A 25,415-nucleotide genomic window follows, 5' to 3' on the forward strand; every position below is an offset into this window, starting at 1 on the left:
ATAAGGCGTCGTCTACGCCGGTTGCCTGGACCGCAGCGCGGCGGGCAAATCCTCAAGGCTGTCGAGCACCATGTCGGCTCCGAGCCCTTCCAGCGGCACCTTGCTGTATCCGCCGCGAACGACGATTGCACGCAGTGCGGCGTTGCGGGCAGCTTCGACATCCGTCGTGCTGTCGCCCACCATCACCGCATGCGCGCGATCGGCTTCCAGCTGGCTGAGCGCCATCAGGAGCGGCTCCGGCGACGGCTTTTTCTGAGCCATCGTATCGCCGCCGATCACCGCGCCGAACGCTTCCGCCAGACGGAAGTGCAGAAGCACCTCTCGGGTCGCCGCCTGCGGCTTGTTGGTGACCAGCCCGAGCTTGACGCCCGCTTCGCGAAGCTGCCGGATTGCTGCCAGCGCGCCCGGCATCAGCCGCGTCAGGTTTGTCAGGTGCCGGTTATAGATCGGGATCATGTCGCGCTGGACGTCCCCGAGCGCCGTACCCTCAAGCGGCATGCCTGATGCGGTAAAAGCGCGTTCGACCAGCTTGGCGACGCCGTTGCCAATCATGGATTTCGCCTGTTCGAGCGTGATCGGCGGCAGGCCGCGCGTTCCGAGCAGTTCCACGACTGCTGCGTGGATATCGGGCGCCGAATCGATGAGCGTCCCGTCAAGGTCGAACAAAACGGCTTGCGGCATCTGCGAAGAGGTCATGCGGCGTCTTTCCACTTGATCGAGCATCCGATGGAGGCGATCTGGTCCTTAGGACCATTGCCCGTTTCGGCCACTTCGAGCATTGCAAGGTAAAGGTCTCGACGCAAATCGGGGTCGCCGGTCTGCGCTCGCGAGGCATTGAGACGGCCACGATATTGCAGCTTCAGATCCTTGTTGAAACCGAAGAAGTCCGGCGTGCAGGCAGCCCCGTAGGCGCGCGCCACGCTTTGATCCTCGTCATACAGATAGGGAAAGGCAAAGCCGTGCTGCTTCGCGAAGAGCTTCATGCGGTCGAAGGAATCCTCCGGATAGGCGACGGCGTCGTTGGAACTGATGGCGACAAAGCCGATTCCTACTTTCGCAAGGTCGCGTGCATCGCGGACGATGCGGTCGACGACCGCTTTCACATAGGGACAATGATTGCAGATGAAGGCGACGACGAGGCCGTTCGGTCCCGCCTGTTCGAATATGGACAGCGTTTGTCCATCGACTGCCGGCAAGCGTCCATCGACCGCTGCCCAGCCGAAATCGCAGACAGGTGGTATCCCGGCCATGCTCTTATCTTGCCTCCCTCATTGCGGCGTCGGATGCGGCGCGGATGGCGGACATATTGGCACGGTAGGCGTTTTCGTTGCCGCCCTTGAAAATCGCCGACCCGGCGACGAGAACGTTCGCACCCGCCGCCGCAACGAGCGGCGCGGTTTCGGGCGAGACGCCGCCGTCGATCTCGATATGGATGGGGCGGTCGCCGATCATGGCCTTGACGCGCCGCACCTTCTCAACCACCGCAGGAATGAAAGCCTGCCCGCCGAAGCCGGGATTGACCGTCATCAGCAGGATGAGGTCGAGCCGGTCGAGCACATATTCGATGACGCTTTCAGGTGTCGAAGGATTGAGCGAGACGCCCGCCTTCTTGCCGAGATGCCGGATGGCCTGGAGCGATCGGTCGAGATGCGGCCCGGCCTCCGCATGCACGGTGATGTAGTCGCAGCCCGCTTCGGCGAATGCTTCCAGAAACGGATCGGCAGGCGCGATCATCAAATGGCAGTCGAACACCTTGTCGGTGCGGTTGCGCAGCGCCTTGATGACCGGCGGGCCGAAGGTGATGTTAGGCACGAAATGGCCGTCCATCACATCGAGATGAATCCAGTCCGCGCCCGCCCGCGCCACCGCCTCGACTTCATCGCCCAGCCGGGAGAAATCCGCCGAGAGGATGGATGGTGCGATAATGGTCTTGCCGGTCATGATGTTTCCCGCTTTCCGAACAACCGTTTGACGCCAGATGCCGGCATGGTCAAGCCCTGCCCAGATGCGCGTTAACGCGCTCCATCAGCCATTGCCATGCCAGCCTTTCGTGCGGCCCGGCCGTTTTCTCGATGGCGATGGCAAGGTAGGCAATTTCGGATTCGATCTTTTCACGCGGCAGCATGTTTAGCCGGCTGACGAGTATCGCCAGTTCCAGCACAGCGGCCCTCGCGCGGTTGAGGCCGGTGAAGGGCGCATGGTTCTGTTCCGAGGTGATGCGGCAGACATGGCGCGGCCGCAGCGGATCATCCACCACCTGCACGACTTCCAGCACCGAATGGGCAAGCGCTGCTTCGAGGCGCGGCACCGCGACATTTTCGAGCGCGCGCAGCGGCCAGTCCTTCCGCCCCGTCAGGCAACCCGCGAACACGCGCACATCGTCGGTGTAGTTGGCGACGGCAAAAGGAACCTCCGCGAGATTGTCCAGCGTCTTCGAGGGACGAAAGGGCGCGATGATCCAGTGCTCGCCTTCTTCGATGATGCCGAGCGGCGCGATGTGCACGTCGCCCTGTTTGTCCACGGTCGTCAGGATCGTTTCCCGGATATAGGGCATCAATCCGACCCCTTTCTTGCGCGTAGCGTGTGCCCCGCTTCATTGAGGCGCAGCCTGTCCTGCTCGGGCAGGTCGCAGGCAACGCCCCAGTCGAGCGGTTCGTCCTGCGCGTAGCGCTTGCCGAGCCGCCACGCGGTTTCGGCCTTGGCCAGCTCCGCGCCGAGATAGAAGGCGTGGCCGCCGTCGCTTTCGACACCGAGCTTCGGAAACAGTTCGAATGCGTCCGTTGCGACATGATGGCCGCTGCCGTTGAAAATGTGGATTCCGTCCTCGGCGGTCATGATGCGGAAATTGCGGTCGCGCACCTCCGCCGCCAGCCGCGCGATGTCCTCGACGGTTGAAGCGAACGGCTTGCGGTCGTGCACCTGCAGCAGGCCGTTGCCGTAGCCGCGCGGAAGGGCAGCGTCGCGCCGCGCCGCGAACAGCACCCGCCGGGCGATGTCGTGCTCCTGCACCGTGCGGTGCGTATGCGGGCTGACGTTCACCACCAGCACGTTGCGGATGGAAAGCTCGGAACAGATGCCGCCCAGCACGGCGGTGATGCCGGATGTGTCGGCGTCGGTCAGTTCAGTGAGGTTGCCCGTTCCCATCAGCAGTTCGATGTCGGGCCAGCGCCTGCGCGCTTCGAGGAAGCGGCCCAGCGATTGCGCGAAGCCGAAATGGATCGGGTCCAGCACCGGGTCCGCGATGACGCCAATGCCTGCCTGCCGGGCCGCATCGATGGCGCGCCCGAGCGAGTCGAGATCGCCCGGCTGGGACGGAATCAGGATCGGCGTCGCGCCGGTCTCGACGGCAAGGTGCAGCGTGTGTTCGGTCAGGCTCAGCAGATAGGTCGCGCCCGCTTCCGCGCCGGTTCGCAGTTCCTTGATGTCGGCGGAATCGACGCTGACCGCATGGCCTTCGGCGATGAGCGCCCGCACGGCATCGGCCAGATGCGGGAACGGTGTCTCGGGCAGGCAGCCGAGGTCGATCACGTCCGCACCCGCATCCGCCAGACTGCGCGCGCGGGCGACAAGCGCCGGCACGTCCATCATCGATGCTTCGACGATTTCAGCGAAAATGCGCATATCGTGCCGCGACAGGTCGGGCGGCTGGCCCTTGCGCCCGAGAAAGGCGGGGAGGTCGGCGATCTCGTCCGGTCCGCGCTGGAAGGGTATGCCGAAATGCGCGGCCAGCCGGTCGGTGTCGCCGCGATAGCGACCCGGCAGGATGATGCGATCCGTGCCGGGTTCCGGCGCAAGGCGGCGCATGATGATCTGTTCGGTCATCAGCGCGGCGACCTTGACGCCGATGTCTACGACCGACCACATGAAATCGGTTTCGCCGAGCGCGGCGAGTTGCCGCTCCAGCCGCGCCATCGCCAGATGGCCCGTGACGAAAACCAGCCGCTCAGCCATCGTCGCCCAGTTCCGCCTGCCGCTCGCGAATGGCGGTTTCGAGGTCAGCCAGCGACTCCACCACGCGCGTGCGCTCGAAACCTTTCAGCCGCTCGGTGTTTTCGAGGTCGATCGGGCGCGGATAGACCTTTACGGGGCCATGCGGGGCCATGGTCAGGAGTTCCGGCGCGGTGTCGCAGGCAAACACGATGGACGGCACGCGGCATTTCCCGGCCTGCGCGTAGACATTGGTGGGCAGCGAATCGGAGATACCCCACACGCATTTCGCGACCGTGTTGGAGGAGGCGGGCGCGACCACCGCTGTATGATAGACTCCGTGGTAGAAGCCACCCACCGGCACGGAACTCGCCGTCTTGTCGTGCAGCACGCGCGTCGTTTCGGGAAAGTCCAGCTTGAGCTTGTACATGCGCAGCACCTCGTTCGCGGCCTTCGAGACGAACACGTCGCAATGGCGCAGCGCGCGAATGAGCGCGAAGCTTTCCACGAAGAAATGGCCCGATCCGGTCAGCGCCCAGGCCCAGCGCGGGGTGTGCAGCCTCGCCATCGCTAGCTGGCCCTGCGGATGGAGGTGGCCAAGGCGATGCGCTCGCCGGGAACGCGTCCGCTTGCGAACAGATTTGCGGCTTCGGGCAGATGTCGGTGCCCTGCGATGTAGAGCGCCGGGGACCTGGAAAATCCCGCAAAAGCCGCGTCGACCACGCCGCGCGCGGCGAGCGTTTCGGGCGTATCGGCGCTGGTGAAATCATCCGTCTGCTTGATGAGCAGGAGCGCGGCGGCGTCCAGATGACCGGCCAGCCATGCGGCAAGCGAGTCCGACGTGATGTCCCATGACGCGGGAATGGCGGGTTCGCCAAGGACCATGCGCGTGGGAAACCAGACCGGGATATTGCCCGCGCCGAGCGCGGTGGCGATTTCCTCCATGTCGCGGGCGGCGTGGAACCGGGCGGTTCGCTCGACCAGCACATGGCCGAACTGCTCCATGGCGAGCAGCGCCATGGCATGCGCGGCCTTGTCGGAGAAGCCGAGCGCCTTCTGGCTGTCACGCACGCAATCGGCGAACGGCCCGCCGCCTGGCACCAGCACCAGCGGCCGCGTGGACGCTTCGACGGCGGCAAGCCAGCCCGCCAGCGACGGCGACGTCGCCGCGCTGCCGCCGAGCTTGACCACGGCGAGGCTCACGCGCCGGATTCCTTCTTGCCGTCGTTGGCGATGGCGGGCCATCCGGCGGCCGCGTGTTCCTTGCTCCGAACGCGTTCGATCTCGACGCCGACGCCGCCCGCGCCAAGTTCGAGCTTCTCGACCCGCACCCACACCTTCACCACGCGCGGATCGGAAAGGACGTGTTGCGCGACCTGTTCGGCGAGCGCCTCGGCGAGTTGTACATGTCCCGCCGCGACGATCGTGCGGATGGCGTCCATGATGATGTCGTAGGACAGCACATGGCGCATGTCCTCCGGATTGCTGACGGTGCGCAGCACGTCGGCGGTCACGTCGAAACGGACCTTCTGCGTGTGGCCGTGCTCGAAACTGTAGGCCCCGATCTGCACCGGCAGCACGAAATCGCGCACGAATATGCGGTTGGTCTTGAGCGACTGGTCGGCGCTGTCAGGCGAGTAGCCGCGTGCGGCGAGAAGGCGATAGTCCACCTGCCCGTTGCGGTGCGACGGTTGCTCTTCCGGGATCAGCGAACGGATCAGTCGCGCCGCTTCGAGGTCGATCTGGCCGGTGCGCGCGGCGGCTCGGCACAGCGCGCCGCGAAAGCCGAGGAAATCGGGTGCGAAGGGCAGCAGGCGCGGGACGTCCGGCGGTTCCAGCGAACCGGCCAGCCCGCACATCAGCCCTAGCGATTTCGCGCGGCCCACGAAGCCCGGCACCTGTTCGGGCGGCAGGTGGTCAAGAAGCCGTCCCTTCGCCTTGTCCGCCGTGTCGACCATGACGCCGTGAAAGCCGCTGTCGGCAAAATGGCCGAGCAGCGAAAAATCCGGTGCGAGGTCCGCGAACAGGACGGCGATGATCTTGGTCGATTGCGCGAGCGCCGCAAGCGCGGCCGCGCAGGCCCGGGCCTCTGACGACGGAAAAAAGCCCACCTTCAGATAGCTGACGCCGGTCGCGGCAATGTCGTCGGCGGCGATGCGCAGCGCTTCGGGCTGCATCGGCAGGTCGCCGCACACGGCGCTGACCGGCCTGCGCCCCGCAACCGCCTTGATGGTATCTCGGATCGTGTCCGGTGCAACCGCGCCCAGCGCGCCGCGCGTTGGGTCCTTCATGTCGATGATGTCCGCCCCGGCGGCGAGCGCAATCGCGGCTTCTTCCGGTCCTGTGACGCTGGCGAGCATTTTTGTCATTGCGCAGCGTGCTCCAATCGAAGTGTCGAACGGGCAGGCGCAAAACTCGTCACAAAAAGTTGACTTAACGGGATTGCCCGAAGCGATTGGAGAGGTAAGATCATCGCAGGCACCAAACCTTATGTTCTCGGCCCCGACCCGCGCGGGGCAAGGGAGTTGGGATTATGCGTTCGTTCAAGAGCACGGTGCCGGTCACTCTTGCTGTTTTCATGGGTCTTTTTGCGGCGTGCGTCAACGCCGAGTTTGCTCTTGCCCAGGACCAGGCCGCGAAGCCGGAAAAGAAGGTCACGGAAATCAATGTCGGCTACCTGCGCGCCTATGCGCCGCAGCTTGCGCTTTCCGTGCTCGACGTGCCGCCGCGCGACGAGGGCGTTGCGGGCGCGAATGTCGCGATCACCGACAACAACACGACCGGCGCCTTTACCGGACAGAAATTCAACCTTGAAGTCGTCGAGGTGAAGCCGGACGAGGATGTGATCGCGGCCTTTGACGCCATGCTCGAACGGAGCGACCGCTATGTGCTGACCGACCTTTCGGCGGATCAGGTGCTGTCCATTGCCGACAAGGCGCGCGAGAAGGGCGTCCTGCTGTTCAATGTGGGCAATACGGACGACCGGCTGCGCGAGGAGGACTGCCGCATCAACCTGTTCCACACGGCGGCGACGCGCTCCATGCTGGCGGACGGGCTGGCGCAATATCTGGTGTGGAAGCAATGGCCGAAATGGGTGCTGATCTACGGCTCGCATCCGGGCGACCAACTGTTCGCGGATGCACTGCGGCGGGCCGCCGAACGTTTCGGCGGGCAGATCGTTGCCGAAAAGGAGTTCAAGGACACCGGCACGTCAAAGCAGACCGATTCCGGGGTCGTGCAGATACAGAAGCAGATGCCGGTTTTCACGCAGGACCTGCCGGAGCATGATGTGCTGCTGGTTGCGGACGAAAGCGAGGTGTTCGGCAGCTACCTGCCGTTCCGGACCTGGATACCGAGGCCGGTTGCGGGGACGGCAGGCATGATTCCTTCGATCTGGCACCCGGCCAGCGAGCAATGGGGCGGGGCACAGATCCAGAACCGCTTCCAGAAGGCGTCCGGGAGGAGGATGCTCTCGAAGGACATGGCGGCGTGGACAGCGGTTCGCGTCATCGGCGAAGCGGCAACGCGCACGCCCGATGCGGACCCCGCGAAGATGGAAGCGTTCATCCGGTCGGATAATTTCTCCGTCGCCGCATTTCGGGGGCAGAAGGTGACGTTCCGCAAATGGAACCTGCAACTGCGCCAGCCGATATTTCTTGGCGACGGGCGCGGGGTGATCACCACATCTCCGCAGGAAGGCTTCCTGCATCAGGTGTCGGAACTCGATACGCTGGGCGTGGATCAGCCGGAGACGAAATGCGTGTTGAAATGAACGACAATACCGGGAGGAGAATGCATGCGAAACGGACCATTGGTTCTGGGGGCGTCCCTTGCGGCACTGTTCGCCGCCAGCCCCGCAGCCGCCTTTGTGGCCTATGTGTCGAATGAAAAGGACAATACCGTCACGGTGGTCGACACCGAGACCATGGAGGTCGTGAAAACGATCAAGGTGGGGCAGCGCCCGCGCGGCATCACCATCTCGCATGACGGCAAGTTCGTCTATCTTTGCGCGAGCGACGACGACAATATCGAGATCATCGACACCGCAACCGCCGAAATCGTCGGTTCGCTGCCGTCCGGCCCGGACCCGGAACTGTTCGTCCTCTCCCCCGACGGCAAGACGCTCTATGTCGCCAATGAGGACGACAATCTCGTCACCGTCATCGATGTGGAGAGCAAGAAGGTGCTGGCCGAGGTGCCGGTCGGCGTCGAGCCCGAGGGCATGGGCATCAGCCATGACGGCAAGACGATGGTGAACACGTCCGAGACGACGAACATGGCGCATTTCATCGATACTGAGACGAATGAGATCACCCACAATGTGCTGGTGGATTCCCGCCCGCGCTTCGCGGAGTTCAAGCCCGACGATTCGGAGGTCTGGGTCAGCGCCGAAATCGGCGGCACGGTGTCGGTGATCGACAATGCGACGCGCGAGGTGAAGCACAAGATCACCTTCGAGATTCCCGGGCTGAGGGCCGAATCGATCCAGCCGGTGGGCGTGCGCATCACCGATGACGGCAAGAAGGCCTATATTGCGCTGGGTCCCGCCAATCGCGTGGCGGTCGTCAATGCGGAGACCTATGAGGTGGAGAAATATGTGCTGGTCGGCCAGCGCGTCTGGCAGCTTGCCTTCACGCCAGACCAGAAAACCGTCATCAGCACCAATGGCATTTCCAACGACATCACCTTCATCGACGTGGCGACCGACGAACCGACGCAGTCGGTGACGGTCGGCTCATTGCCGTGGGGGGTGGTGGTGTCGCCGCAATAAGAAGCCCCGACAACAAGCATTGAACCAGGGAGAGAGACGTAATGCACAATTATCGCAAGATTGCACTGGCCGTTCTGCTCGGGTCGGCACTGTCCATGTCGCATGCGTTTGCGCAGGATGGCGATGACGACGATGACGACGATGATGCGGCTGCGACCAAGACCGAGGCGGCGGCGCCCGCAGAAGCGGAGAAGCCGACGCGGGCCAGCAAGGATGTGCCCGAACTGGTGCTCGGCACGAAGGACGATCAGTTCGCGGTCAACCAGAAGGATTTCACGCTGATTTCCGGGCAAGGCTATCGCTGGAAGATCACCGCTCAGGGCGGGTTGGAATACAAGTTCATGACCGACCTGTTCCGCAATGTCTGGAACAACCAGATCGTCATCAGCGACCTCGAAGTGCATATGAACGGCGCGCCCGCCTGGCTTGAATTCGACGCCGACGGCACCATTCAGGTGCAGTTCACCACGGTTCGGCCCGGCATGTATACATGGTCCGTGCCTGACCTCGCCGACAAGGGTATGAAGGGTACGATCACGATCAAGTAGAAATGCTCCAGTACCCAGTGGCGCGGAGGAAAACGGTGTGCAGCACATGATGCCCGCCAATAGTGCCGAAGCCGCAGCGGCGCTGGACGTCGCTTCGGTCAGCCATTTCTATGGTCGCAAGCGCGCGCTGAACGACATCAGCTTTTCCATCGCGCCGGGGCGCTTCGCGGTCCTGCTCGGCCTGAACGGCGCGGGCAAGACCACGCTGTTCTCGCTCATCAGCCACCTTTATGACACGCGGCAGGGATCGATCCGAATCTTCGGCCACGACATCGTGCGGTCGCCCGGAGAGGCGCTGCGCCGCCTGGGCATCGTCTTTCAGGCGCGCACGCTCGACCTCGACCTGACCGTGCGGCAGAACCTTTCCTATCATGCCGCCCTGCACGGCATCGCGCCGAAGGAGGCACAGCAGCGCATCACCGCGGTGCTGGGTGAAGTCGAGATGGGCGGCAGGCTGGATGACAAGGCGCACAGCCTGTCGGGCGGGCAGATGCGGCGTGTCGAGATCGCGCGCGCGCTGCTGCACGAGCCGCCGCTTCTGCTGCTGGACGAGGCGACGGTGGGGTTGGACGTGCAGTCGCGCGCCGGCATCCTCGCCAATATAAGGCGTCTGGTCGCGACGCGCGGCATCAGCGTTTTCTGGGCAACGCACCTGATCGACGAAATCGATCCGGGCGACGATGTGGTCGTCCTCTCGGAGGGTAGGCTGGTCGCGGGCGGCCGTGTCTCGGACGTTGTGAAGCAGACCGGATCGAGCGACATCGGCCAGGCTTTCGCAAAGCTCAGCCGCACGGGCGCGGCGGCAGGCCGGGAGCGTGCGGAATGAGCGCGATGGACATGGGCGCCATGCCGGTCAACGCGCCGCGTTTCACGGCGGGGCAATATCTCATTTGCCTCAAGGGCATATTGGTGCGCGAGGGCCTGCGCTTCCTGAACCAGCGCGAGCGGTTCATCTCCTCGCTGATCCGCCCGCTGCTGTGGTTGTTCATTTTCGCCGCAGGCTTCCGGCAGGTGCTAGGGGTCTCGATCATTCCGCCCTACAAGACCTATGTGCTGTACGAGGTGTATATCACGCCCGGTCTGTGCGGCATGATCCTGCTGTTCAGCGGCATGCAGTCGTCGCTGTCCATGGTCTACGACCGCGAGATGGGCAATATGCGCACCTTGCTCGTCAGCCCGTTTCCGCGCTGGTTCCTGCTGGTGTCGAAGCTGCTGGCGGGCGTTACGGTTTCCATTGCGCAGGTCTACGCCTTCCTGCTCATCGCCTATTTCTGGGGCGTGAAGCCGCCGCCCATCGGCTATCTCATGGTGCTGCCCGCGCTGTTCCTGTCCGGCATGATGCTCTGCTCGCTCGGCCTTCTGCTCTCCTCGCTCATCAAGAAGCTGGAGAACTTCGCGGGGATCATGAACTTCGTGATCTTCCCGATGTATTTCGCGTCACCCGCGCTCTATCCGCTGTGGCGCGTGCAGGAATCCAGCCCGCTGCTGTTCAGGATCTGCCAGGCCAACCCCTTTACCTATGCCGTCGAACTGATCCGCTTCGCCTTCTATGGCCGGGTCGAATGGACGTCGCTCGTGGTGGTGCTGGTCTTTACGGCGATATTCCTCGCCGGGGCGATCATCGCTTATGACCCCTCGCGCGGGCTCATGGTCCGCAAGCAGGAAATGGGAGGAAACGGATGAGAAAGTTTGTCCCGGCAATTGCCGTCCTGCTGGCTGCCGCCGTCCCGGCGCAGGCTGCGCAGGGAACCGATCCGAGCTGGCCCTGCATCCAGCGCAAGGTGCCAGAGCTTTCGATGGGGCAGATATGGAACGGACCCGACCTGACGCCGGCGGCGCAGAACTGGGAGGAGGACAAGGACGTCGCCGAACTGGTGGCCGAGCTTTCGGCGCGGCGCATGCCTGTCGCGGATGCGCAGGCCGAAATCCGCAACCTGCCGCAGACGCTCGGGCCGGACCGGCTCGGTGAGCGGCTGCGCATGCTGGTGCAGGGCCTGTTCGACCACATGAACCGCGAGCGTTCGCAGGTGATTTCGGGCATCGGGCGCTATGCCCAGAAACAGCGTGACCTCGCCGCAGAACTGCGCAAGGAGGCATCGCAACTTGGCGAGCTGCACGCCAAGCCCGATGCTGACGCAAAGCAGATTGCCGCAATGACCGACCGCCTGAACTGGGAGACCCGCATATTCGAGGAACGCGTCCAGTCGCTGACCTATGTCTGCGAGGTTCCCACCATCATCGAGCAGCGGCTTTATGCATTGGCCAAGACGATCGGCGAGGTGCTGCCGAAGGAATAACGGCAGCGGGACGAGGGGTGTTACGTCAGCAGCAGCGCGACGGCGGTGGCGGCGGCTCCGTTGCTTGCGGCGTTGCGCACGGATCGGGCTGCCGGAATGAGGTCCGCGAGATCGACGAAGGGGCGGCCCAGCCTGTCGGCAAGCCGTCTCACCTGCCAGCGACCGATGCCCGCGCCGACGACTGGTGCGTTGCCGTCGTCCAGCCGCGACGACACGCGAAATGCCGCGTCGTGCACCATGCGAAGCTGCTGCTCGGAAAACCATTCCGCCACGGAGCGCCAGTCGCCTGTCGCGAGTTCGTCGGCGTCGCGTCCCACCATGCGCGCCAGCCGCGCGGTGGATGCGGCTACAGACTTCTCCATTCCGTCCGCCGTGGCGTGCAAATCGTCGGCCTCGTCAAGCACGCCCATGATGCGGTGGACATCGGCGATGGACGCGAAATATTCGTTCATAAGCGGCGTGACCTCGCCTCTCACGATTGCCGTGGCCGACACGCCGAAAAGGAAGGTGCGCGTGAAGCCGGTATAGACCAGTTCCCCGGTCAACAGACGCTCGGCGTCGGTATAGGCCCGGTTCGCGATCCTGCCGTCGCGCGTGGCGATGATGTCGGTGGTGGTCGAACCCATGTCCACGAACAGCCCCTGGCCCACCAGCCTGCCGACCAGCGAGGCGGTGGCGTGCCAGTTCGCCGAAGCGATGTCGGCGGTGTGGCCCGCCGCCTCTGCGATGCCGAGGAAACCGGAGCGGCCCGCATAGATGCGCTTGTCGGCAACCGGAATGTGCGCCTCGATCACACGCAACAGCGCGTTGACCCCTTCCGTTCGGTTGGCGAACAGATCGGTCAGTTCGCCGGTCATCGTGACGGCGGCGGACGTGCAGCCGTCGCATTTGCCGGATACGAGTTCGAGCGCCTGAGTCAGCCTGTCCAGCCCCTGCCAGAGCGGCGTCGCGAACGTCTCCGCATGGCTCACGCGGCCATTGTCGACCCGCGAGAATTTCAGGTGCGCGCCACCGACATCGAAACCGGCGATTGATCTTGATGCTTTGGTCATGCTTCTTCGTCGCTGTTGCCGTTCCGTTTTGTGGGTCTGAGCTTGCGTATCATTCCGGTTCTCGACTTGAAAGGCGGTCTCGTCGTGCGGGCGCATCAGGGCCGCCGCGACGAATATCGCCCCATCGAAACGCCGCTCAGCGCCAGCGCCGATCCGGTTGCGGTGGCCGAAGGTCTGCGCGGCCTGTATCCGTTCGCGACCTTTTATTGCGCCGACCTCGACGCCATCGAGGGCCGTGCGCCGAACGCTGTCGCCGTCGAGCGCCTGTCGGGGATGGATCATCCGCCCGCCATCTGGCTCGATGCCGGGTTCGGCGATGCGGACACGCTGCAACGCGCGCTCGCCAATCCGCAGGTGCATCCGGTGATGGGTACCGAATCGCAGCGCGATGGCCGACTGCTGCGAAGCTTCACCGCCGAGCCGCGACTGGTGTTGTCGCTCGATTTTTTCCCTGATGGCTATCGCGGGCCGCCCGAACTGCTCGACCGCGCCGATTTGTGGCCGCAAACCATTATCGTCATGACGCTGGCGCGGGTGGGTGCGGGCGGCGGACCAGATTTCGCGCTGCTCGGGACAATCAAAGAGAGGGCGCAAGGGCGGACTGTGGTTGCCGCGGGCGGGGTGAGTGGCGTGCGGGATGTCGAAGAGCTGCATGCGCTCGGCATCGATGCGGTTCTGATGGCGACCGCCCTGCATGGCGGCAGGTTCACCTCGTCGCAACTGGATAGTCTTCAGCGATGAAGAATCGAACAGGAGGGCGTTCGCCCTCCTGTTCTTCAAAGGCCAAGTAGCCGTTTCAGCCGCTGCAACAGGCCCTCCGGCTCAGCCGTGGGCTTCGCCTGTGCGGGGCTGCCTCCTGTCTATGAAGCACCGAAAGGATGTTTGACCGAATCGCGCTGCTTGGTGGCTTCGGCAGCCGTTGGCGTGCCGGCGATGGCGCGGGCAAGCGCTTCCTTGGTTGCGCGATAGTTGTAGTCCTGGATCTTCGCGTCGTCGTCGGCTTCCCAGTGAATGAACACGCCGACGCAGATGAACAAATCATCGGCCTCAGCGGCGGGAATCGTGCCGTCCGCAACGCTGTCCTGCACGGCCTTGGCCACGGCGAACTGCGCCGGGCCGAACATCTGCACCGCCTGCTTCGCGCCCTTGATGGTGACCTTGTTGAACATCACCGTGTTCGGCTTGCAGGGAAGGTTCGGCGCGATCACCGCCAGCAGGCTTGTGAAACCGTCCTTGTTGTTGGTGAGCGCGTTGCAGAATGCCGCTTCGACCGGGCTTCCTCGCGGCCCGATCAGAAGGTCGATGTGAGCAACTTCATTGCCGTCCCCGACCAGTGATTCACCAACCATTACCTTGTTGATTTTCGCCATTGCCAATTCTCCTCCAGAATTTTCAGGAGTCCAAAGACGCCGCGACCGAGCGGACGCTCGATGGACGACTATCCTTGTTGGCAGCGCCCGGAGAATGCCGGACCGGTTGGCTAGATAGCCGCAGGGAACTTGTCCCTGCTCCCAAAATTCAAGCATTAACACCGGGATTATGCAAGCGCTCGATCAAGCTATGGACGAAAAGGCAACACACGGTCAGGTCCGCCGAAGTTCCCGGATTGATGCCGCGTTTCTTCAGGCTTTCATCGAAGCCGAGCAACAGGTTCAGCTTCGCCGCTTCGTTGGTGATGAGCGCCAGCCGGTCGCGGATTTGTGCCGCTTCGGCCTTTACGGATTCGGCGCGATTCGCGCCGGATTTGCGCTGGATATGGCTGTCGGGAAAAGCGGTCAGGAACGCCATATAGACAGCAACCGTCGGCCACATGCCATGCCTTCCTTCCCTCAACGCCGATGCCAGCGCGGGCAGGCCGGTCTCGAATATGTCCTTGTAATCATTGGCGTATTGGTAGGCGATGCGGTCGCGGTTCGCCGCCTCGCGCATCGCGTCGAGCAGGCCCGCGCGGGGCGGTTCGCGCACATCGTTCGCGCCGCCGTCGCCCAGCCCGCCGGGGTTCGCCGTCGCTATCGCCTCAAAGATTGCGGCTGTGTCCTGCATGGTCATGCGTTCGAGAACGTTGGCGATACCGGCGCGCAGGTCGGCGGCCTCCGTCAGCGCGGCGTCCGCGACCGGCGCGCAGAGCAGAAGAATGCCGAGATTGGTATTGGCGTGCACCGCTGTCTGTGTCGCCCTCACCGCGTCGAGTATGCGCCGTCCGACCGGCAGAGCCGGGTCGGACATGGGTGCTGCCGAAACGCGTGCGCTGGTCAGGAAGTCTTGCGCCGACATGCCGTGCCCCCCGGCGAAGCGGTGCACATTGCCCGGCTTCAGCGCGTCGATCTCCTGCTCGCAGGCGTAGACGAAGGCGTCGCGGACGAGTTTGCGCCGCGCTTCCATCAGGGGATCGCCGACGACACCAGCCGTGGTGGTTGGCGGGTCGCGACCAATGCGATCAGCGCGTCCGCGACGGCGGCGGAAATATCGACATCGACCACCGATTGAAGCCCCGACCATGCCGGCATGCTGTTGACCTCCAGCACGTACAGGTCCCCGCTTCGCGCCCTGATGATGTCCACGCCCGCGAAATCCGCCTCGACCGCTTGAGCGGCGGCGACCGCGAGCCGGTCCAGTTCGACGGACAAGTTGGCTTCGCTCGCCTCCGGCGAGCCGCCGCGATTGACATTGGTGATCCATTCCGAACTGCGTCGGCGCATCCGGGCGACGGCTCGGCCTGCGCAAACGAAGACGCGATAGTCATGGAAGGGCGGGCCGTCGCGGTTCACGTAGTGCTGGAGATAATAGGTGTCCGCAACCTGCTCGGGCGGCGGAAGATCGGCGGCGGAATTGACAAGGCAAATGCCCCGGCCCTGCGCGCCGAACAAGGGTTTCAGCACCAGCGGAACGCCTTCGCGCGCGACGATCTCGCCTGCGGCTTGCAACCCCTCGACCGCGAAGCTGCGTGGCGTGGGAATGCCCTGCGCGGCAAGCAGGAACGTCGTCATCGACTTGTCCACGCAGCGCTCAATGGCCTTGGCCGAGTTCCACACCGGCACGCCCAGCCGTTCCAGCGCGTGCAGGATGCCCAGCCTGCGGGTGACGGCCTCGAAACTGCCCGCTGCGATAGAGCGGACAAGTACGGCGTCCGGTAGTTTCTCGCCGAGGCCGGGAATCGTCAGGCCGTGCGCCGCGCCGGAATCGAAAACCAGGCTTGCGAGTGGCGCGACCGTGACCTTCGCGCCATGCGCCCGCAAGGCCCGCGCAAGCGCCTTCGATTGCGGCCCCGTGCAGTCGTTGCAGAGCAGGATGTCAAGCATGGGTGATGCTAACCAAGGCTGCGTTCCAGCAACAACAGGTCCCGTCCGCCCGTCCGGAAAGTCTCGCCGGTTTCCACGTTGGTCACGATGGCCTCGGCAGGACTGAAAAGCAGCGGGTCGATGGCGTAGAAATCGCCTTTGAACGCCTTGAAGATTTCGGCGAATGGACGCCCGTAGTCCCGCGACGTGATGCTGGGGAGCTGTTCCGCCAGACGCCTCGCCGCCTCCGACGACCCCCTGACGAAAAGCTGCACCAGCCCGCCATAGATGATGGCGTCGTTGGTTCGCCCCATCGCGGTGAGGAAATCGGGGTGCGGCGCGGGCAGCGGCACGCAGGCCGCGCCTTCCAGAATATCGTCGAGCGGAAATTTGAGGTCGTTCGCCTTGTGCAGCGCGACTTCCAGCACGCGGGCGACGATCTGCGCGGTGCCCGCGAGGCTTTGCGTAGGCGCGAAGACGAATGTGAGCTTTTCGGGCGCAAGGCCTGTCGCGTCCGCGACCTTGCGTACGATTGCCTCGACCGGCGGTTTGGCCGTTTCAAGGATCAGCACGCAGTTCTCGGCCTGCTCCTCATAGCCCAGTGTCTGGAACAGGGGCTCGACGCGGGCCAGCGCGCGTCCCGGTCCCGAGCCCATTGCGAAATAATCGCCGTTGGACAGGCTCCATCCCGCATATTGCGCGGCTAGGCAGGCGAGCACCGGCTGCGAGGAGCGAACCTCCACGATGAGCGGCCATTTCGGCGTGGCGCGATCCATGCCGGTGGTGATCGTGCCGAGGCCGCCCATGGCGGCGCGTGCCATCTGGAGACCCGCCTCGATGCTGCCCGTGCATCTGGCTCCCGCGTCGACCAGCGTTTCACCGAGCGGTCCGGTTGTTGCAGCGATTCGCAAATTGTCGGCGTCATGCAGCATCTCAGCGACAATCGCGCCTGCGTTTGCGTTCAGAGACATCGGACCCTCCCTCATGGCCGGTCATCTGCCCAGTTGCATTCGAGCAGCCGCGCGTTCCTGCTCAGGTTGCGGCGCGCGTCGGCCGCGGTGCGGCCTTCGCCGAAAACCGTGCAGACCGGATCGCCCGCTTCCAGCCGGCTGCCGGCGTGCTGCCAGTCGGCAGTCCATGCGGGCCAATGAAATACGGGCAAACTGCTCAACGGCCTTGGTGCATAGGCGATCATGGACGCGACCGAACCTTCGGCGCGAGGCAGGCTGAACGGCTCGCCGCGTGACGCATTCACATGCGCCTCGAAGAGCGGCGCTTCACCGCTGTCGAAAAGGTCGAGCGTCGCGCCGGGTCGCGGATTGATTTCGAGCAGCGTGTACCGGCCGTTGGCGCGCAGGAAATCGGCGCTGCAAAGGCCGAGCAAGCCCGAACGCTCCACAAGCCCGTCGAGCCATGCGCCGATCATTTTGGCGTCGCGCCGGGGAAAGCGCGCGAGCCGCACCGCGCCGCCATAGCGATAGGGCGCGCCCGGCGCGGGCGACTGCCACTGGCGGCTGTAGCCGACCACATGCGCGCGGCGACCGTCGGCAACGAACAGCGCGGAGACGGGCGTGCCGCTGAGGCGTTGCTGGTAGTAATAGCTGTCGTGCGGATCGCTGCCCGCCGCATCGCGAACATGTGTGCCGCCCGCCCCGCCCGCGCGCTTGGCCAGCCAGTTCTCTGGATCTGTCGGGGCGTCTTGCCGCATGGCGGGATGCGGGATGCCAAGCGTGGCGCAATCGGCGGCCAGCGCCTGTGGGTCCTTGATGCGGGCGATTGTGGTTCCGACGTTTCCCGTCAGCGGAAAGCCGCGCGCAAGTTCGTCCACAAGGGATGTCAGGCGCTCGAATCCGGAACCGAGCACAAGGCAATCCACTTCTTCGCCATCCGCCAGTTGCCGCAACGCGGCGGGCACGTTGGCGGCATCCACGCCTGTATGCAGGCCGCCGGGCAGGCGCGCCGTGCGGATGCTGACGGCGAGCGTGTCGAGGTCGCAGAAGAAATCGGCGACCAGCGGACGATAGCCCGCGCGCATTGCGGCCTGCGCCAGGGCGCGACCGGACACGGCGGCGATGAGGGCCGTCTTACCTGGCAATTTCACGAGCAAGCGAAAACGCGTCCTGAAAATCGAAAGCGACCACCTTATCGGCCTCGATCATCTTCTTGAAAAGCCCGGATTCGACCTTGTACTTGACATTTCCGATGGCGAGCGGGCCGATGCCGACCGCCTTCGTGCCATCAAGCGCTTCGCTGTCGGCGTGAACCGACAGTCCCTCGATCCCGGCGGGCGGAACCGCGTTGACGTCGGCGGCCACCAGCAGATGCGTGGCGCTGCCAAGCTGGCCCTTCGACAGAACCTGCACGCCTGCCTTTGCCGCGGACAGGACGACCTCCGATTCGGCGGCGATGGATGTCTTGCCCCGCTCGGTTGAGCCATCGGTCGCCGCGACCTGAACGTCGAAGCGCTGCTTCATCTCCGCGCCGATCGCCTCGACGCGGCTCGCGCCATCGTGTCCGACCAGCGTCACCCGCGCGCCCTGCCTCGCGGCGATAACGGCGGTGCAGAAGCCGACCACGCCCGTGGCCCCGAAAATGGCGACACGCGTGTCCTTCAAGCTGCGGTCGAACTTTTTCGTCAGCGCCTTCTCCACCTTGGCGACCATGGCCGCGGCGGTGGTGAACGATCCTGCGGGATCGGCGAACACGGAAAGCTGGAAGGGCGGCACCATCGCCTTTTTCGCCGCGTTGAACATGTCGAGCGCAAGCGAAACGTCCTTGCCGGCGATGAACACGCCGGAATCCGCACCGGCATCCGGCGGACGCGAGAAGATCGCGTCCTGCACCAGCCCGGTCACTTCGCCGAGGCTCACGCCCGTATAGGGCACCACCGCGTCGAACCCCGCGTCGAGCGCCATGTTCACGTCGAAGGGGCTCATGTGCTTCAGCGGCGTTATCATGTGAAGGATGTGTTTGCGCACCATGAAAATGTTCTCAGTTTGAATTGAGGGCAGTTCAGCTTCCCACGAGGCCAAGTTCCGTCGAGGCGATCTCGGCGCCCCTGTTGCGTCCGCTCACCCCATGGACGGCGACGCCGTCCGGCAAGGACCCAAGCTCGCGGATCATGGATTGGGCGGAGGCGGCGTCCGCGGCGAAAGCGAAGCCGGTCGGTCCCCATGAACTCTGGCCGATGCCGGACGCCCCGAGCGATGCGAGCCGGTGGGCGATGGCTTCGACGCGCGAGGAGGTGAAGATGCCGCCCTGCGCGGGCGCGAAATGGGTGCCGACGCGTTGCTGGATCGCGCCGACCGCCTCGCCAAAGGCGGAAAAGTCATGGTTCACCAGCGCGGGCAAGACGCCCAGCAGCACAAGGCGCGCAATCTCGTCCACGCCCGCCTGCGGAAATACAGGCAACGCGCGAAACGCGGCAAGCTCTGCATCGCCGTGCAGGCCGTCGCTGGTCCGGTCGAGGATCAGCAGGACACGCCAATCCTCGGGAAAGGGCAGCCGGGCGACGACCGGAGGCGGCCTGCCGCTGCCGTCGTTTCCGGCATCTACGATCACGCCGCCATCGGCAAAGCTGGCAATGCCCACGCCCGAACGCGCGCCGCGCGACAGCAACATCGCGTCATTGTCCGTATCGAGCGCAAGCCCGTGCAGCGTGCGCAGCGAAGCCGCCACCGCCAGCGCGATCTGGGTGCCGGAGCCGAGCCCGGCATGCCTCGGGATCGCATCCTCGATGACGAGGCGGTGCTGGCCGCGAATGCCCAGATGATGCGTCATCAGCGCCAGGTGCCGCGCCGCGCGGTCCGCTTCCGGTCCCTCGACGCTTGTCTCGCTGCTGCGCGAAAGGGTCACGACGGTTTCGGGCTCGGAGAGCGGCAGGCCGAGGCTGCCGAAGCGGCGGCCCGTTCCTCCGCTCGGATCGAGGAAGCCCAGGTGGAGACGGGAGGGCACTCTTATGGTAACGGAACGCGTCATCTGCTCCCCTGCGGGTGCACTGAATGGTTCAGCGATGTTATGGTGCCCGGCGTCATGATAGCGCCTTTCCTCGCGGGGGCAAGCGCGCCGAACGCAAAGGGAGGTCTGCGATGAGCGAGAGATCGAACGAACGCACCTATTCGGAAGAGGAAATTGCGGCCCGGCTCGCGGCCGAACTGCCGAAATGGCGGTATGAGAACGGCTGGATCCGGCGCAAATACAAGACCCATAGCTGGAAATCGACGCTGATGGTCATCAACACGGTCGGGCATCTCGCCGAGGCTGCGTGGCATCATCCCGACATCACGGCTTCCTATGCCTGGGTCGAGGTACGCCTGATGAACCACGCGGCCAAGGGAATCACGGACAAGGACTTCGAACTTGCGCGCAAGATCGAGGATGTGGTCCAGTGGCAGCCCGGCAATGAAGGCGGCGCGCTGGAAGGCACGCCGCAAACCGACCAGCGCTTTGCCTATATCAAATATGATTAGGCGATTGCATTGGCCGCCATTGCGACCCTAAGATCGGGGCGGCACCAGGAAGCAGTGAGGAATGGCGGTTGCATGGATCGGCAGCCGGGAGGTGACTGGCACTGAAGCGGCCCGCAGGGCCGCGGAATTGTTGGCGCAAAGCAGGTGCCCGGTTTTCAGTCTCGATGGCGATGTGCATGCGTGGCGGGCGGCGATTGCGCTGGCCGAACGCGTCGGCGCGTCCTACGACCAGTTGCAGGGCGCCACACTTGCGCGCGAACTGGCGCTGTTCACCGGCAAGGGTGCGATCACGGTCGCGCCCGGCGAGGTGCGCCGCCGCGCCGATTGCATCGTCTTGGTCGGGGAGATCCCCGCGTCCTGTCGCGTCTGGCTGAAGGATGTTTCGGGCACGAAACCGGACCTTGCGGGCGGAACCGGGCGAAGCCTGTTCCGCGTCGATTCGGGCCGTGGAGCGGGCAGGCAGGTTTCCTCCGGCGGCGGGATCGCGCAGACGCTCGCCGCGCTGCGCGCGCAACTGGCGGGCAGGTCCTCCTCCGCGACTGTCAGCAATTTCGATGCGCTTCGCAAAGCGCTTGGGAATGCGCGCTACGCTGCCTTTCTCTATTCGGGCGCGGGGCTGGACGAACTGGCCATCGAGATGCTGCAGGGCATTGTCGCCGATCTGAACAGGACGCAGCGCGCTGCAATGCTGCTGCTTCCTGACAATGAAGACGCATGGGGCGGCGCGCTCGCCTCGACATGGATGACCGGCTTTGCGCCGCGCACCGGGTTCGGACGCGGCATGCCGGAATATGATCCGTGGCGCTTCGACGCCGCGCGGATGATCGCGGACCGCGAGGCCGACCTGCATCTGGTGATGGCGTCGCGGCGAAACGACATCGCGCGCTTGCCGCGCAGGCCGACCGCGATTGTGCTGTCCCGCACGGATGCGCCTGTCGCGAACGCTGCCGTGACCATCGCCATCGGCGAGCCGGGTCGCGACCATGATGCAGTACGCTATTCGCACCGGACGGGCACCATTGTTGCGCAGGCGGCGGAAAAGCCATCGCAGCGTGCGAGCGCCGCCGCGATCATCGGCGCGATCAGCGAGGCGCTGCCATGCTGACGCGGATCGAAGGCGGCCATGTCGTGGACCCGGCGAGTGATCGCTCGGGCGTCGGCGATGTCTGGTTCGAGGATGGACGCATCCTGGCGGGCGGCGAAGGTCGCGCGCCGGATCGCGTGATCGACGCGGCGGGCTGCCTCGTCATGGCGGGCGCCATCGACATCCATTCGCATATTGGCGGCGGCAATGTGAACACGGCGCGGCTGCTGCTGCCCGAACACCACCGCGCGCACCTGCCGCGACCGGCGGCGACGCCGCTTTCCAATGCCGGATGGTCGACCTTCGAGACAGGCTGCCGCTATGCCCAGATGGGCTTCACTACCGTCGTGGAACCGGCCATGTCGCCGGGCGCGGCGCTGCACACGCATCTGGAACTGTCCGACATTCCGATCATCGACAAGGCAACGCTCGCCATTCTCGGCAATGACGATTTCCTCCTGTCGATGATCCGCGACAAGGCCTCGCCCGCGATGATCGAGGATTATGTCGCATGGACCGTGGCGTCCTCGCGGGCGCTCGGCGTGAAGGTCATCAATGCGGGAGCGGCTGCGGCGTTCAAGGAGAATGTCCGCACATTTTCCTTCGACGATGTCGTGCCGTCCTACGGCGTGAGTTCGCGGCGGATCGTCAAGACCCTGCAAGGGGCCGTGAATGCGCTCGGCATTCCGCATCCGCTGCATGTCCACTGCAACAATCTGGGCGCAGCAGGCGCCGCCGACACGGCGGCGGTGACGATGGCGGCGGCGGAGGGCCTGCCGCTGCATCTGGCGCATCTCCAGTTCTACGGCTACGGCACGGAAGGAAAACGCAAGTTCTCCTCCGCCGGGGCGCGCCTCGCTGAAATCGTCAACTCGACGCCGGAAATCACGGTCGATGTGGGGCAGGTCATGTTCGGCCAGACCGTCACCGTGTCGTCGGACGTGATGCGGCAGTTTTCGGCAAGAGGCACCGCCAGCCCGAAGAAGAGCGTTATCCATGACGGTGACGCCAATGGCGGCGGGATCGTGCCCTACAGATACAGGCCCGACTATTATGGCGCGCTGCAATGGGCGGTCGGGCTGGAACTGTTCCTGCTGATCGACGACCCGTGGCGCGTGTTCTTCACGACGGACCATCCGAACGGCGCGCCGTTCACGACCTATCCGGCCATCTTCCGCCTGCTGATGGACCGGGAGGCGAGAGCGGAGGCGATTGCGGCGCTTCCGAAGGCGGCGCTTGCAATGACCACGCTGCCCTCAATCGGGCGGGAATATAGCTGGGAGGAGATCGCGGTGATGACGCGCGCGGCTCCGGCGAAGTTGCTCGGCCTCAAGGATCGCGGCACGCTTGCGCCGGGCGCAATTGCCGACATCGCCGTTTACCGCAAGCAGCCGGATATCGAGCAGATGCTTGGTGCGGCCGCCTATGTATTCAAGGACGGCGACCTTGTCGTGCGCGACGGCGAGGTCACGCATTATCGCCGGGGCAAGGCGCTGCGCCTCGATACGCCGGTAGATGCCGCGATGCGGCGGCGCATGGAAGCCTTTCATCAGGAGCGCTACGGCCTGTCGCTCGACTGGTTCACCTTTCCCGACCATGCCATTTCGCGCGCCGCGCCCTTTGCGGAGGTCGCATGTCGAAGCTGAACCTGCGGGGCGTCGAGATCGAGGACACGTTTGCCGAGGCATTCGGCATGAAGGCGACGGCCATCGTCATCACCGCGCCGACAATGAAATGGGCGCGGCAGGCGGCCATCTCCATGACCGGCTTTGCGACCTCGGTCATCGCCTGCGGCTGTGAGGCGGCCATCGATGTCGAAATGGCTGGCGCGCAGACGCCGGACGGTCGTCCCGGCGTACGGGTCATGCTCTTTTCGATGAGCACGGATGAATTGCAGAAGCAGTTGCAGACGCGGGTCGGCCAATGCGTGCTGACCTCGCCGGGTAGTGCCTGCTTCGCTGCGATGGAAGGCACTGAGGATCTGAAGCTTGGCTCGGCGCTGCGCTATTTCGGCGACGGATTCCAGATTTCCAAGCGGCTCGGCGGGCGTCATTTCTGGCGTGTGCCGGTGATGGACGGCGAGTTCCTGTGCGAGGCGACGACCCGCATGACGCGCGCCGCCGTCGGCGGCGGTAACCTGCTCCTGCTGGCGGAAACGGGCGAAAAAGCACTCGCCGCCGCTGAGGCGGCCGTTGCGGCCATCGAAGCGGTCCCGGGCGCGATCATGCCGTTTCCCGGCGGCATCGTGCGGTCGGGTTCGAAGGTCGGCGGCAAGTACAAGGGCATGATGGCCTCGACCAACGACGCCTATGCGCCGACGCTGCGGCATCTGCCGCAATCGAAGCTTGGTCCCGACATCAACGCCGTTCTGGAAATCGTCATCGACGGCGAGACGTCCGATGCGGTTGCCGCCGCGATGAAGGCGGGCGTCGCCGCCGTCGCGAGGCTCGGGCCGGCAAGGGGCGCAAAGCGCATCACCGCCGGGAACTATGGCGGCAAGCTCGGCAAGTTCCACTATCATCTGAAGGACCTGCTGCCGTGAGCGCGCTGACCTTCAAGCTCAAACAGGAGCCGCCCGAGCGGCTCGAACTTTCCCCGCTGACGCCGCACGGGCTTGCGGGCATGGGTAAGGCCGAAATCGAAAAGATCGGGATCGGCACGACGCGGTTCGGCTCCCGTGTCGGCGACATATTTCGGGTCGGCAAGGGAAATGCCGCCAATATCGTCTTCGAGGGCGGCAGCGCACGATTCGACGGCGTGGCGTCGGGCTTGTCGGACGGCGCGATCCGTGTCGTCGGGCGGGTGGGTTCGCAGGCCGGGCGACTGATGCAGGGTGGTACGCTGCTGGTCGAGGGCGATGCGGGGCCGTTCGCGGCCTCGTGCATGGCTGGGGGTCGCGTGGAAATTCTGGGCGATGCGGGCGACAGGCTCGGCGCGCCGCTGGCCGGGGAGATGGCCGGCATGAAGGGCGGCGTCGTGATCGTGCGCGGCAGGGCCGGCGAACGCGCGGGCGACCGCATGCGGCGCGGCCTGATTGCCATCGGCAAGGATTGCGGCGACTACGCCGCCTCGCGGATGATTGCGGGCACGCTTGTGGTGCTCGGCAAGGCGGGCGCGATGCCGGGCTATCTCATGCGGCGCGGCACCATCGTGCTTGGCCGGATGCCCGCCGCCATGTCCGCGGGCTTCGTCGAAACGGGCGGCGGCGAACTCGCCTTCACCGCGCTGCTCGACCGCCACCTCGCCGCCGAGGGGATTGGCGTGATGCTGCTGCGGCGCGCGCCGCGCCGCTTCGGCGGCGACAACGCCGTGCTCGGACTCGGCGAAATCCTCCTGCGCCGCTGAACAGACGCCCTTGCGAGACATGCCGTTAACGATGGCGTGTAAAATTCCATTGTTCTAATTGATTAGTTTCTTTGAAAGTATTTCATAGTGTACTAATATGAGTTGAAGGGACTCACAAGGTCCCGTCGTGGGGCAATTTTGGAGATTTTTCGTGCGTAAAATCAAGTATTTGGCACTATCAGTGCTGATGGCTGCAACACCCGTCTCACAGGCGAGCGCCGCCACCGTGACCACCAACCTGAATGTCAAGATAACGATCACCAACGGCTGTTCGGTCGAAACGCCGTCCGATCTCGACTTCGGAAGTGAAGACCTTCTGGACGCAAATATCGACGAGCAGACCACGCTCAGCGTGACCTGCACGAACCAGGCGGCGTACAAGGTCGGCCTGAGCGCCGGCACCGGTTCGGGCGCGACCGAAAGCGTGCGCAAGATGACGGGCGGTTCGGAAACGGTCAGCTACGGGCTCTATCGCGACGCCGCCCGGACGCTCGTCTGGGGCGATATCGCCGGCACGAATTTCTATTCCGGCACCGGCAACGGCGACGCCCAGTCGCTCTCGATCTATGGCCGTGTGCCGCCGCAGGTCACGCCGAGCGCGCGGGACTATACGGACACCGTCACGGTTACGGTGTCGTTCTAGG

General features: G+C 64.7%; 29 protein-coding genes. 13 read left to right on the forward strand and 16 right to left on the reverse strand.

What is annotated here, in order from left to right; translation table 11 throughout:
- Positions 1-12: 12 nt before the first annotated feature.
- From gph to M9924_08715, 8 genes are read right to left on the reverse strand one after another with little or no spacing between them, the layout of a single operon-like run.
- A complete protein-coding gene (gene gph, locus M9924_08680) occupies positions 13-696 on the reverse strand; it encodes a phosphoglycolate phosphatase (protein MCO5064482.1) in 684 nt (227 codons plus the stop codon).
- Positions 693-1,250 (reverse strand): thioredoxin family protein, encoded by a 558-nt coding sequence (locus M9924_08685; protein ID MCO5064483.1) that lies wholly within the window; start codon positions 1,248-1,250, stop codon positions 693-695. The genes gph and M9924_08685 overlap by 4 nt, the downstream gene beginning before the upstream one ends.
- 4 nt (positions 1,251-1,254) lie before the next feature.
- Positions 1,255-1,941: a ribulose-phosphate 3-epimerase gene (rpe, locus tag M9924_08690; GenBank protein ID MCO5064484.1), complete on the reverse strand. Its 687-nt coding sequence runs from the start codon at positions 1,939-1,941 to the stop codon at positions 1,255-1,257.
- Between the two features lie 49 nt (positions 1,942-1,990).
- Positions 1,991-2,554: a DUF447 family protein gene (locus M9924_08695; GenBank protein ID MCO5064485.1), complete on the reverse strand. Its 564-nt coding sequence runs from the start codon at positions 2,552-2,554 to the stop codon at positions 1,991-1,993.
- Positions 2,554-3,951, reverse strand: a complete 1,398-nt coding sequence (locus M9924_08700) for a DUF6513 domain-containing protein (protein MCO5064486.1) — start codon at positions 3,949-3,951, stop codon at positions 2,554-2,556. The genes M9924_08695 and M9924_08700 overlap by 1 nt, the downstream gene beginning before the upstream one ends.
- Positions 3,944-4,495 (reverse strand): flavoprotein, encoded by a 552-nt coding sequence (locus M9924_08705; protein MCO5064487.1) that lies wholly within the window; start codon positions 4,493-4,495, stop codon positions 3,944-3,946. The genes M9924_08700 and M9924_08705 overlap by 8 nt, the downstream gene beginning before the upstream one ends.
- 2 nt (positions 4,496-4,497) lie before the next feature.
- On the reverse strand, positions 4,498-5,130 hold the full coding sequence (locus M9924_08710; protein MCO5064488.1) for a dihydroneopterin aldolase: 633 nt from the start codon (positions 5,128-5,130) through the stop codon (positions 4,498-4,500).
- Positions 5,127-6,296, reverse strand: a complete 1,170-nt coding sequence (locus tag M9924_08715; GenBank protein ID MCO5064489.1) for a dihydroneopterin aldolase — start codon at positions 6,294-6,296, stop codon at positions 5,127-5,129. The genes M9924_08710 and M9924_08715 overlap by 4 nt, the downstream gene beginning before the upstream one ends.
- 164 nt (positions 6,297-6,460) lie before the next feature.
- Between M9924_08715 and M9924_08720 the strand changes: the two genes are divergently transcribed.
- From M9924_08720 to M9924_08745, 6 genes are read left to right on the forward strand one after another with little or no spacing between them, the layout of a single operon-like run.
- Complete coding sequence (locus tag M9924_08720) at positions 6,461-7,699, forward strand: ABC transporter substrate-binding protein (protein MCO5064490.1); 1,239 nt, start codon at positions 6,461-6,463, stop codon at positions 7,697-7,699.
- 24 nt (positions 7,700-7,723) lie between these two features.
- Positions 7,724-8,698: a YVTN family beta-propeller repeat protein gene (locus M9924_08725; GenBank protein MCO5064491.1), complete on the forward strand. Its 975-nt coding sequence runs from the start codon at positions 7,724-7,726 to the stop codon at positions 8,696-8,698.
- 41 nt (positions 8,699-8,739) lie between these two features.
- Positions 8,740-9,246 carry a hypothetical protein gene (locus M9924_08730; protein ID MCO5064492.1) on the forward strand — a complete coding sequence of 169 codons (507 nt, stop codon included), beginning with the start codon at positions 8,740-8,742 and terminating at the stop codon, positions 9,244-9,246.
- A 49-nt stretch (positions 9,247-9,295) separates the two neighbouring features.
- Positions 9,296-10,072 (forward strand): ATP-binding cassette domain-containing protein, encoded by a 777-nt coding sequence (locus M9924_08735; protein MCO5064493.1) that lies wholly within the window; start codon positions 9,296-9,298, stop codon positions 10,070-10,072.
- Positions 10,069-10,929, forward strand: coding sequence for an ABC transporter permease (locus M9924_08740; protein MCO5064494.1), 861 nt, complete (start codon positions 10,069-10,071; stop codon positions 10,927-10,929). Before M9924_08735 ends, M9924_08740 begins: the two co-directional genes overlap by 4 nt.
- Complete coding sequence (locus M9924_08745) at positions 10,926-11,543, forward strand: hypothetical protein (GenBank protein MCO5064495.1); 618 nt, start codon at positions 10,926-10,928, stop codon at positions 11,541-11,543. The genes M9924_08740 and M9924_08745 overlap by 4 nt, the downstream gene beginning before the upstream one ends.
- A 20-nt stretch (positions 11,544-11,563) precedes the next feature.
- Here M9924_08745 and M9924_08750 read toward each other — a convergent pair whose 3' ends face one another.
- Positions 11,564-12,595 carry a hypothetical protein gene (locus tag M9924_08750; protein MCO5064496.1) on the reverse strand — a complete coding sequence of 344 codons (1,032 nt, stop codon included), beginning with the start codon at positions 12,593-12,595 and terminating at the stop codon, positions 11,564-11,566.
- A gap of 42 nt (positions 12,596-12,637) precedes the next feature.
- On the opposite strand from M9924_08750, the gene M9924_08755 reads away from it, so the two are divergent.
- Positions 12,638-13,336: a HisA/HisF-related TIM barrel protein gene (locus M9924_08755; protein ID MCO5064497.1), complete on the forward strand. Its 699-nt coding sequence runs from the start codon at positions 12,638-12,640 to the stop codon at positions 13,334-13,336.
- A 119-nt stretch (positions 13,337-13,455) separates the two neighbouring features.
- Here M9924_08755 and fae read toward each other — a convergent pair whose 3' ends face one another.
- The 7 genes from fae to M9924_08790 all read right to left on the reverse strand — a co-directional run bounded on the left by fae (position 13,456) and on the right by M9924_08790 (position 19,851).
- On the reverse strand, positions 13,456-13,965 hold the full coding sequence (fae, locus tag M9924_08760) for a formaldehyde-activating enzyme (protein ID MCO5064498.1): 510 nt from the start codon (positions 13,963-13,965) through the stop codon (positions 13,456-13,458).
- 148 nt (positions 13,966-14,113) lie between these two features.
- Positions 14,114-14,977: a triphosphoribosyl-dephospho-CoA synthase gene (locus M9924_08765; GenBank protein ID MCO5064499.1), complete on the reverse strand. Its 864-nt coding sequence runs from the start codon at positions 14,975-14,977 to the stop codon at positions 14,114-14,116.
- The gene (locus tag M9924_08770) at positions 14,977-15,894 is read right to left on the reverse strand and encodes a RimK family alpha-L-glutamate ligase (GenBank protein MCO5064500.1); all 918 of its coding nucleotides are present in this window, start codon (positions 15,892-15,894) and stop codon (positions 14,977-14,979) included. The genes M9924_08765 and M9924_08770 overlap by 1 nt, the downstream gene beginning before the upstream one ends.
- An 8-nt stretch (positions 15,895-15,902) precedes the next feature.
- Positions 15,903-16,844, reverse strand: coding sequence for a methenyltetrahydromethanopterin cyclohydrolase (gene mch / locus M9924_08775; GenBank protein ID MCO5064501.1), 942 nt, complete (start codon positions 16,842-16,844; stop codon positions 15,903-15,905).
- A gap of 11 nt (positions 16,845-16,855) precedes the next feature.
- Positions 16,856-17,968: an ATP-grasp domain-containing protein gene (locus tag M9924_08780; protein ID MCO5064502.1), complete on the reverse strand. Its 1,113-nt coding sequence runs from the start codon at positions 17,966-17,968 to the stop codon at positions 16,856-16,858.
- Positions 17,958-18,851 carry a methylenetetrahydromethanopterin dehydrogenase gene (locus M9924_08785; protein MCO5064503.1) on the reverse strand — a complete coding sequence of 298 codons (894 nt, stop codon included), beginning with the start codon at positions 18,849-18,851 and terminating at the stop codon, positions 17,958-17,960. The genes M9924_08780 and M9924_08785 overlap by 11 nt, the downstream gene beginning before the upstream one ends.
- A 34-nt stretch (positions 18,852-18,885) precedes the next feature.
- The gene (locus tag M9924_08790) at positions 18,886-19,851 is read right to left on the reverse strand and encodes a GHMP kinase (protein MCO5064504.1); all 966 of its coding nucleotides are present in this window, start codon (positions 19,849-19,851) and stop codon (positions 18,886-18,888) included.
- A 110-nt stretch (positions 19,852-19,961) separates the two neighbouring features.
- Between M9924_08790 and M9924_08795 the strand changes: the two genes are divergently transcribed.
- From M9924_08795 to M9924_08820, 6 genes are all read left to right on the forward strand, one after another.
- The gene (locus M9924_08795) at positions 19,962-20,342 is read left to right on the forward strand and encodes a 4a-hydroxytetrahydrobiopterin dehydratase (GenBank protein MCO5064505.1); all 381 of its coding nucleotides are present in this window, start codon (positions 19,962-19,964) and stop codon (positions 20,340-20,342) included.
- Positions 20,343-20,403: 61 nt separating this feature from the next.
- Positions 20,404-21,447 (forward strand): tungsten formylmethanofuran dehydrogenase, encoded by a 1,044-nt coding sequence (locus tag M9924_08800; GenBank protein MCO5064506.1) that lies wholly within the window; start codon positions 20,404-20,406, stop codon positions 21,445-21,447.
- Positions 21,441-23,072 (forward strand): formylmethanofuran dehydrogenase subunit A, encoded by a 1,632-nt coding sequence (locus M9924_08805; GenBank protein ID MCO5064507.1) that lies wholly within the window; start codon positions 21,441-21,443, stop codon positions 23,070-23,072. Before M9924_08800 ends, M9924_08805 begins: the two co-directional genes overlap by 7 nt.
- The gene (fhcD, locus tag M9924_08810; protein ID MCO5064508.1) at positions 23,060-23,968 is read left to right on the forward strand and encodes a formylmethanofuran--tetrahydromethanopterin N-formyltransferase; all 909 of its coding nucleotides are present in this window, start codon (positions 23,060-23,062) and stop codon (positions 23,966-23,968) included. Before M9924_08805 ends, fhcD begins: the two co-directional genes overlap by 13 nt.
- Positions 23,965-24,771: a formylmethanofuran dehydrogenase subunit C gene (locus tag M9924_08815; protein ID MCO5064509.1), complete on the forward strand. Its 807-nt coding sequence runs from the start codon at positions 23,965-23,967 to the stop codon at positions 24,769-24,771. Before fhcD ends, M9924_08815 begins: the two co-directional genes overlap by 4 nt.
- 151 nt (positions 24,772-24,922) lie before the next feature.
- Positions 24,923-25,414: a spore coat U domain-containing protein gene (locus M9924_08820; GenBank protein MCO5064510.1), complete on the forward strand. Its 492-nt coding sequence runs from the start codon at positions 24,923-24,925 to the stop codon at positions 25,412-25,414.
- Position 25,415: the final 1 nt, after the last annotated feature.

The sequence above is a fragment of the Rhizobiaceae bacterium genome (assembly GCA_023953835.1).
Taxonomy (GTDB): Bacteria; Pseudomonadota; Alphaproteobacteria; order Rhizobiales; family Rhizobiaceae; genus Mesorhizobium_G.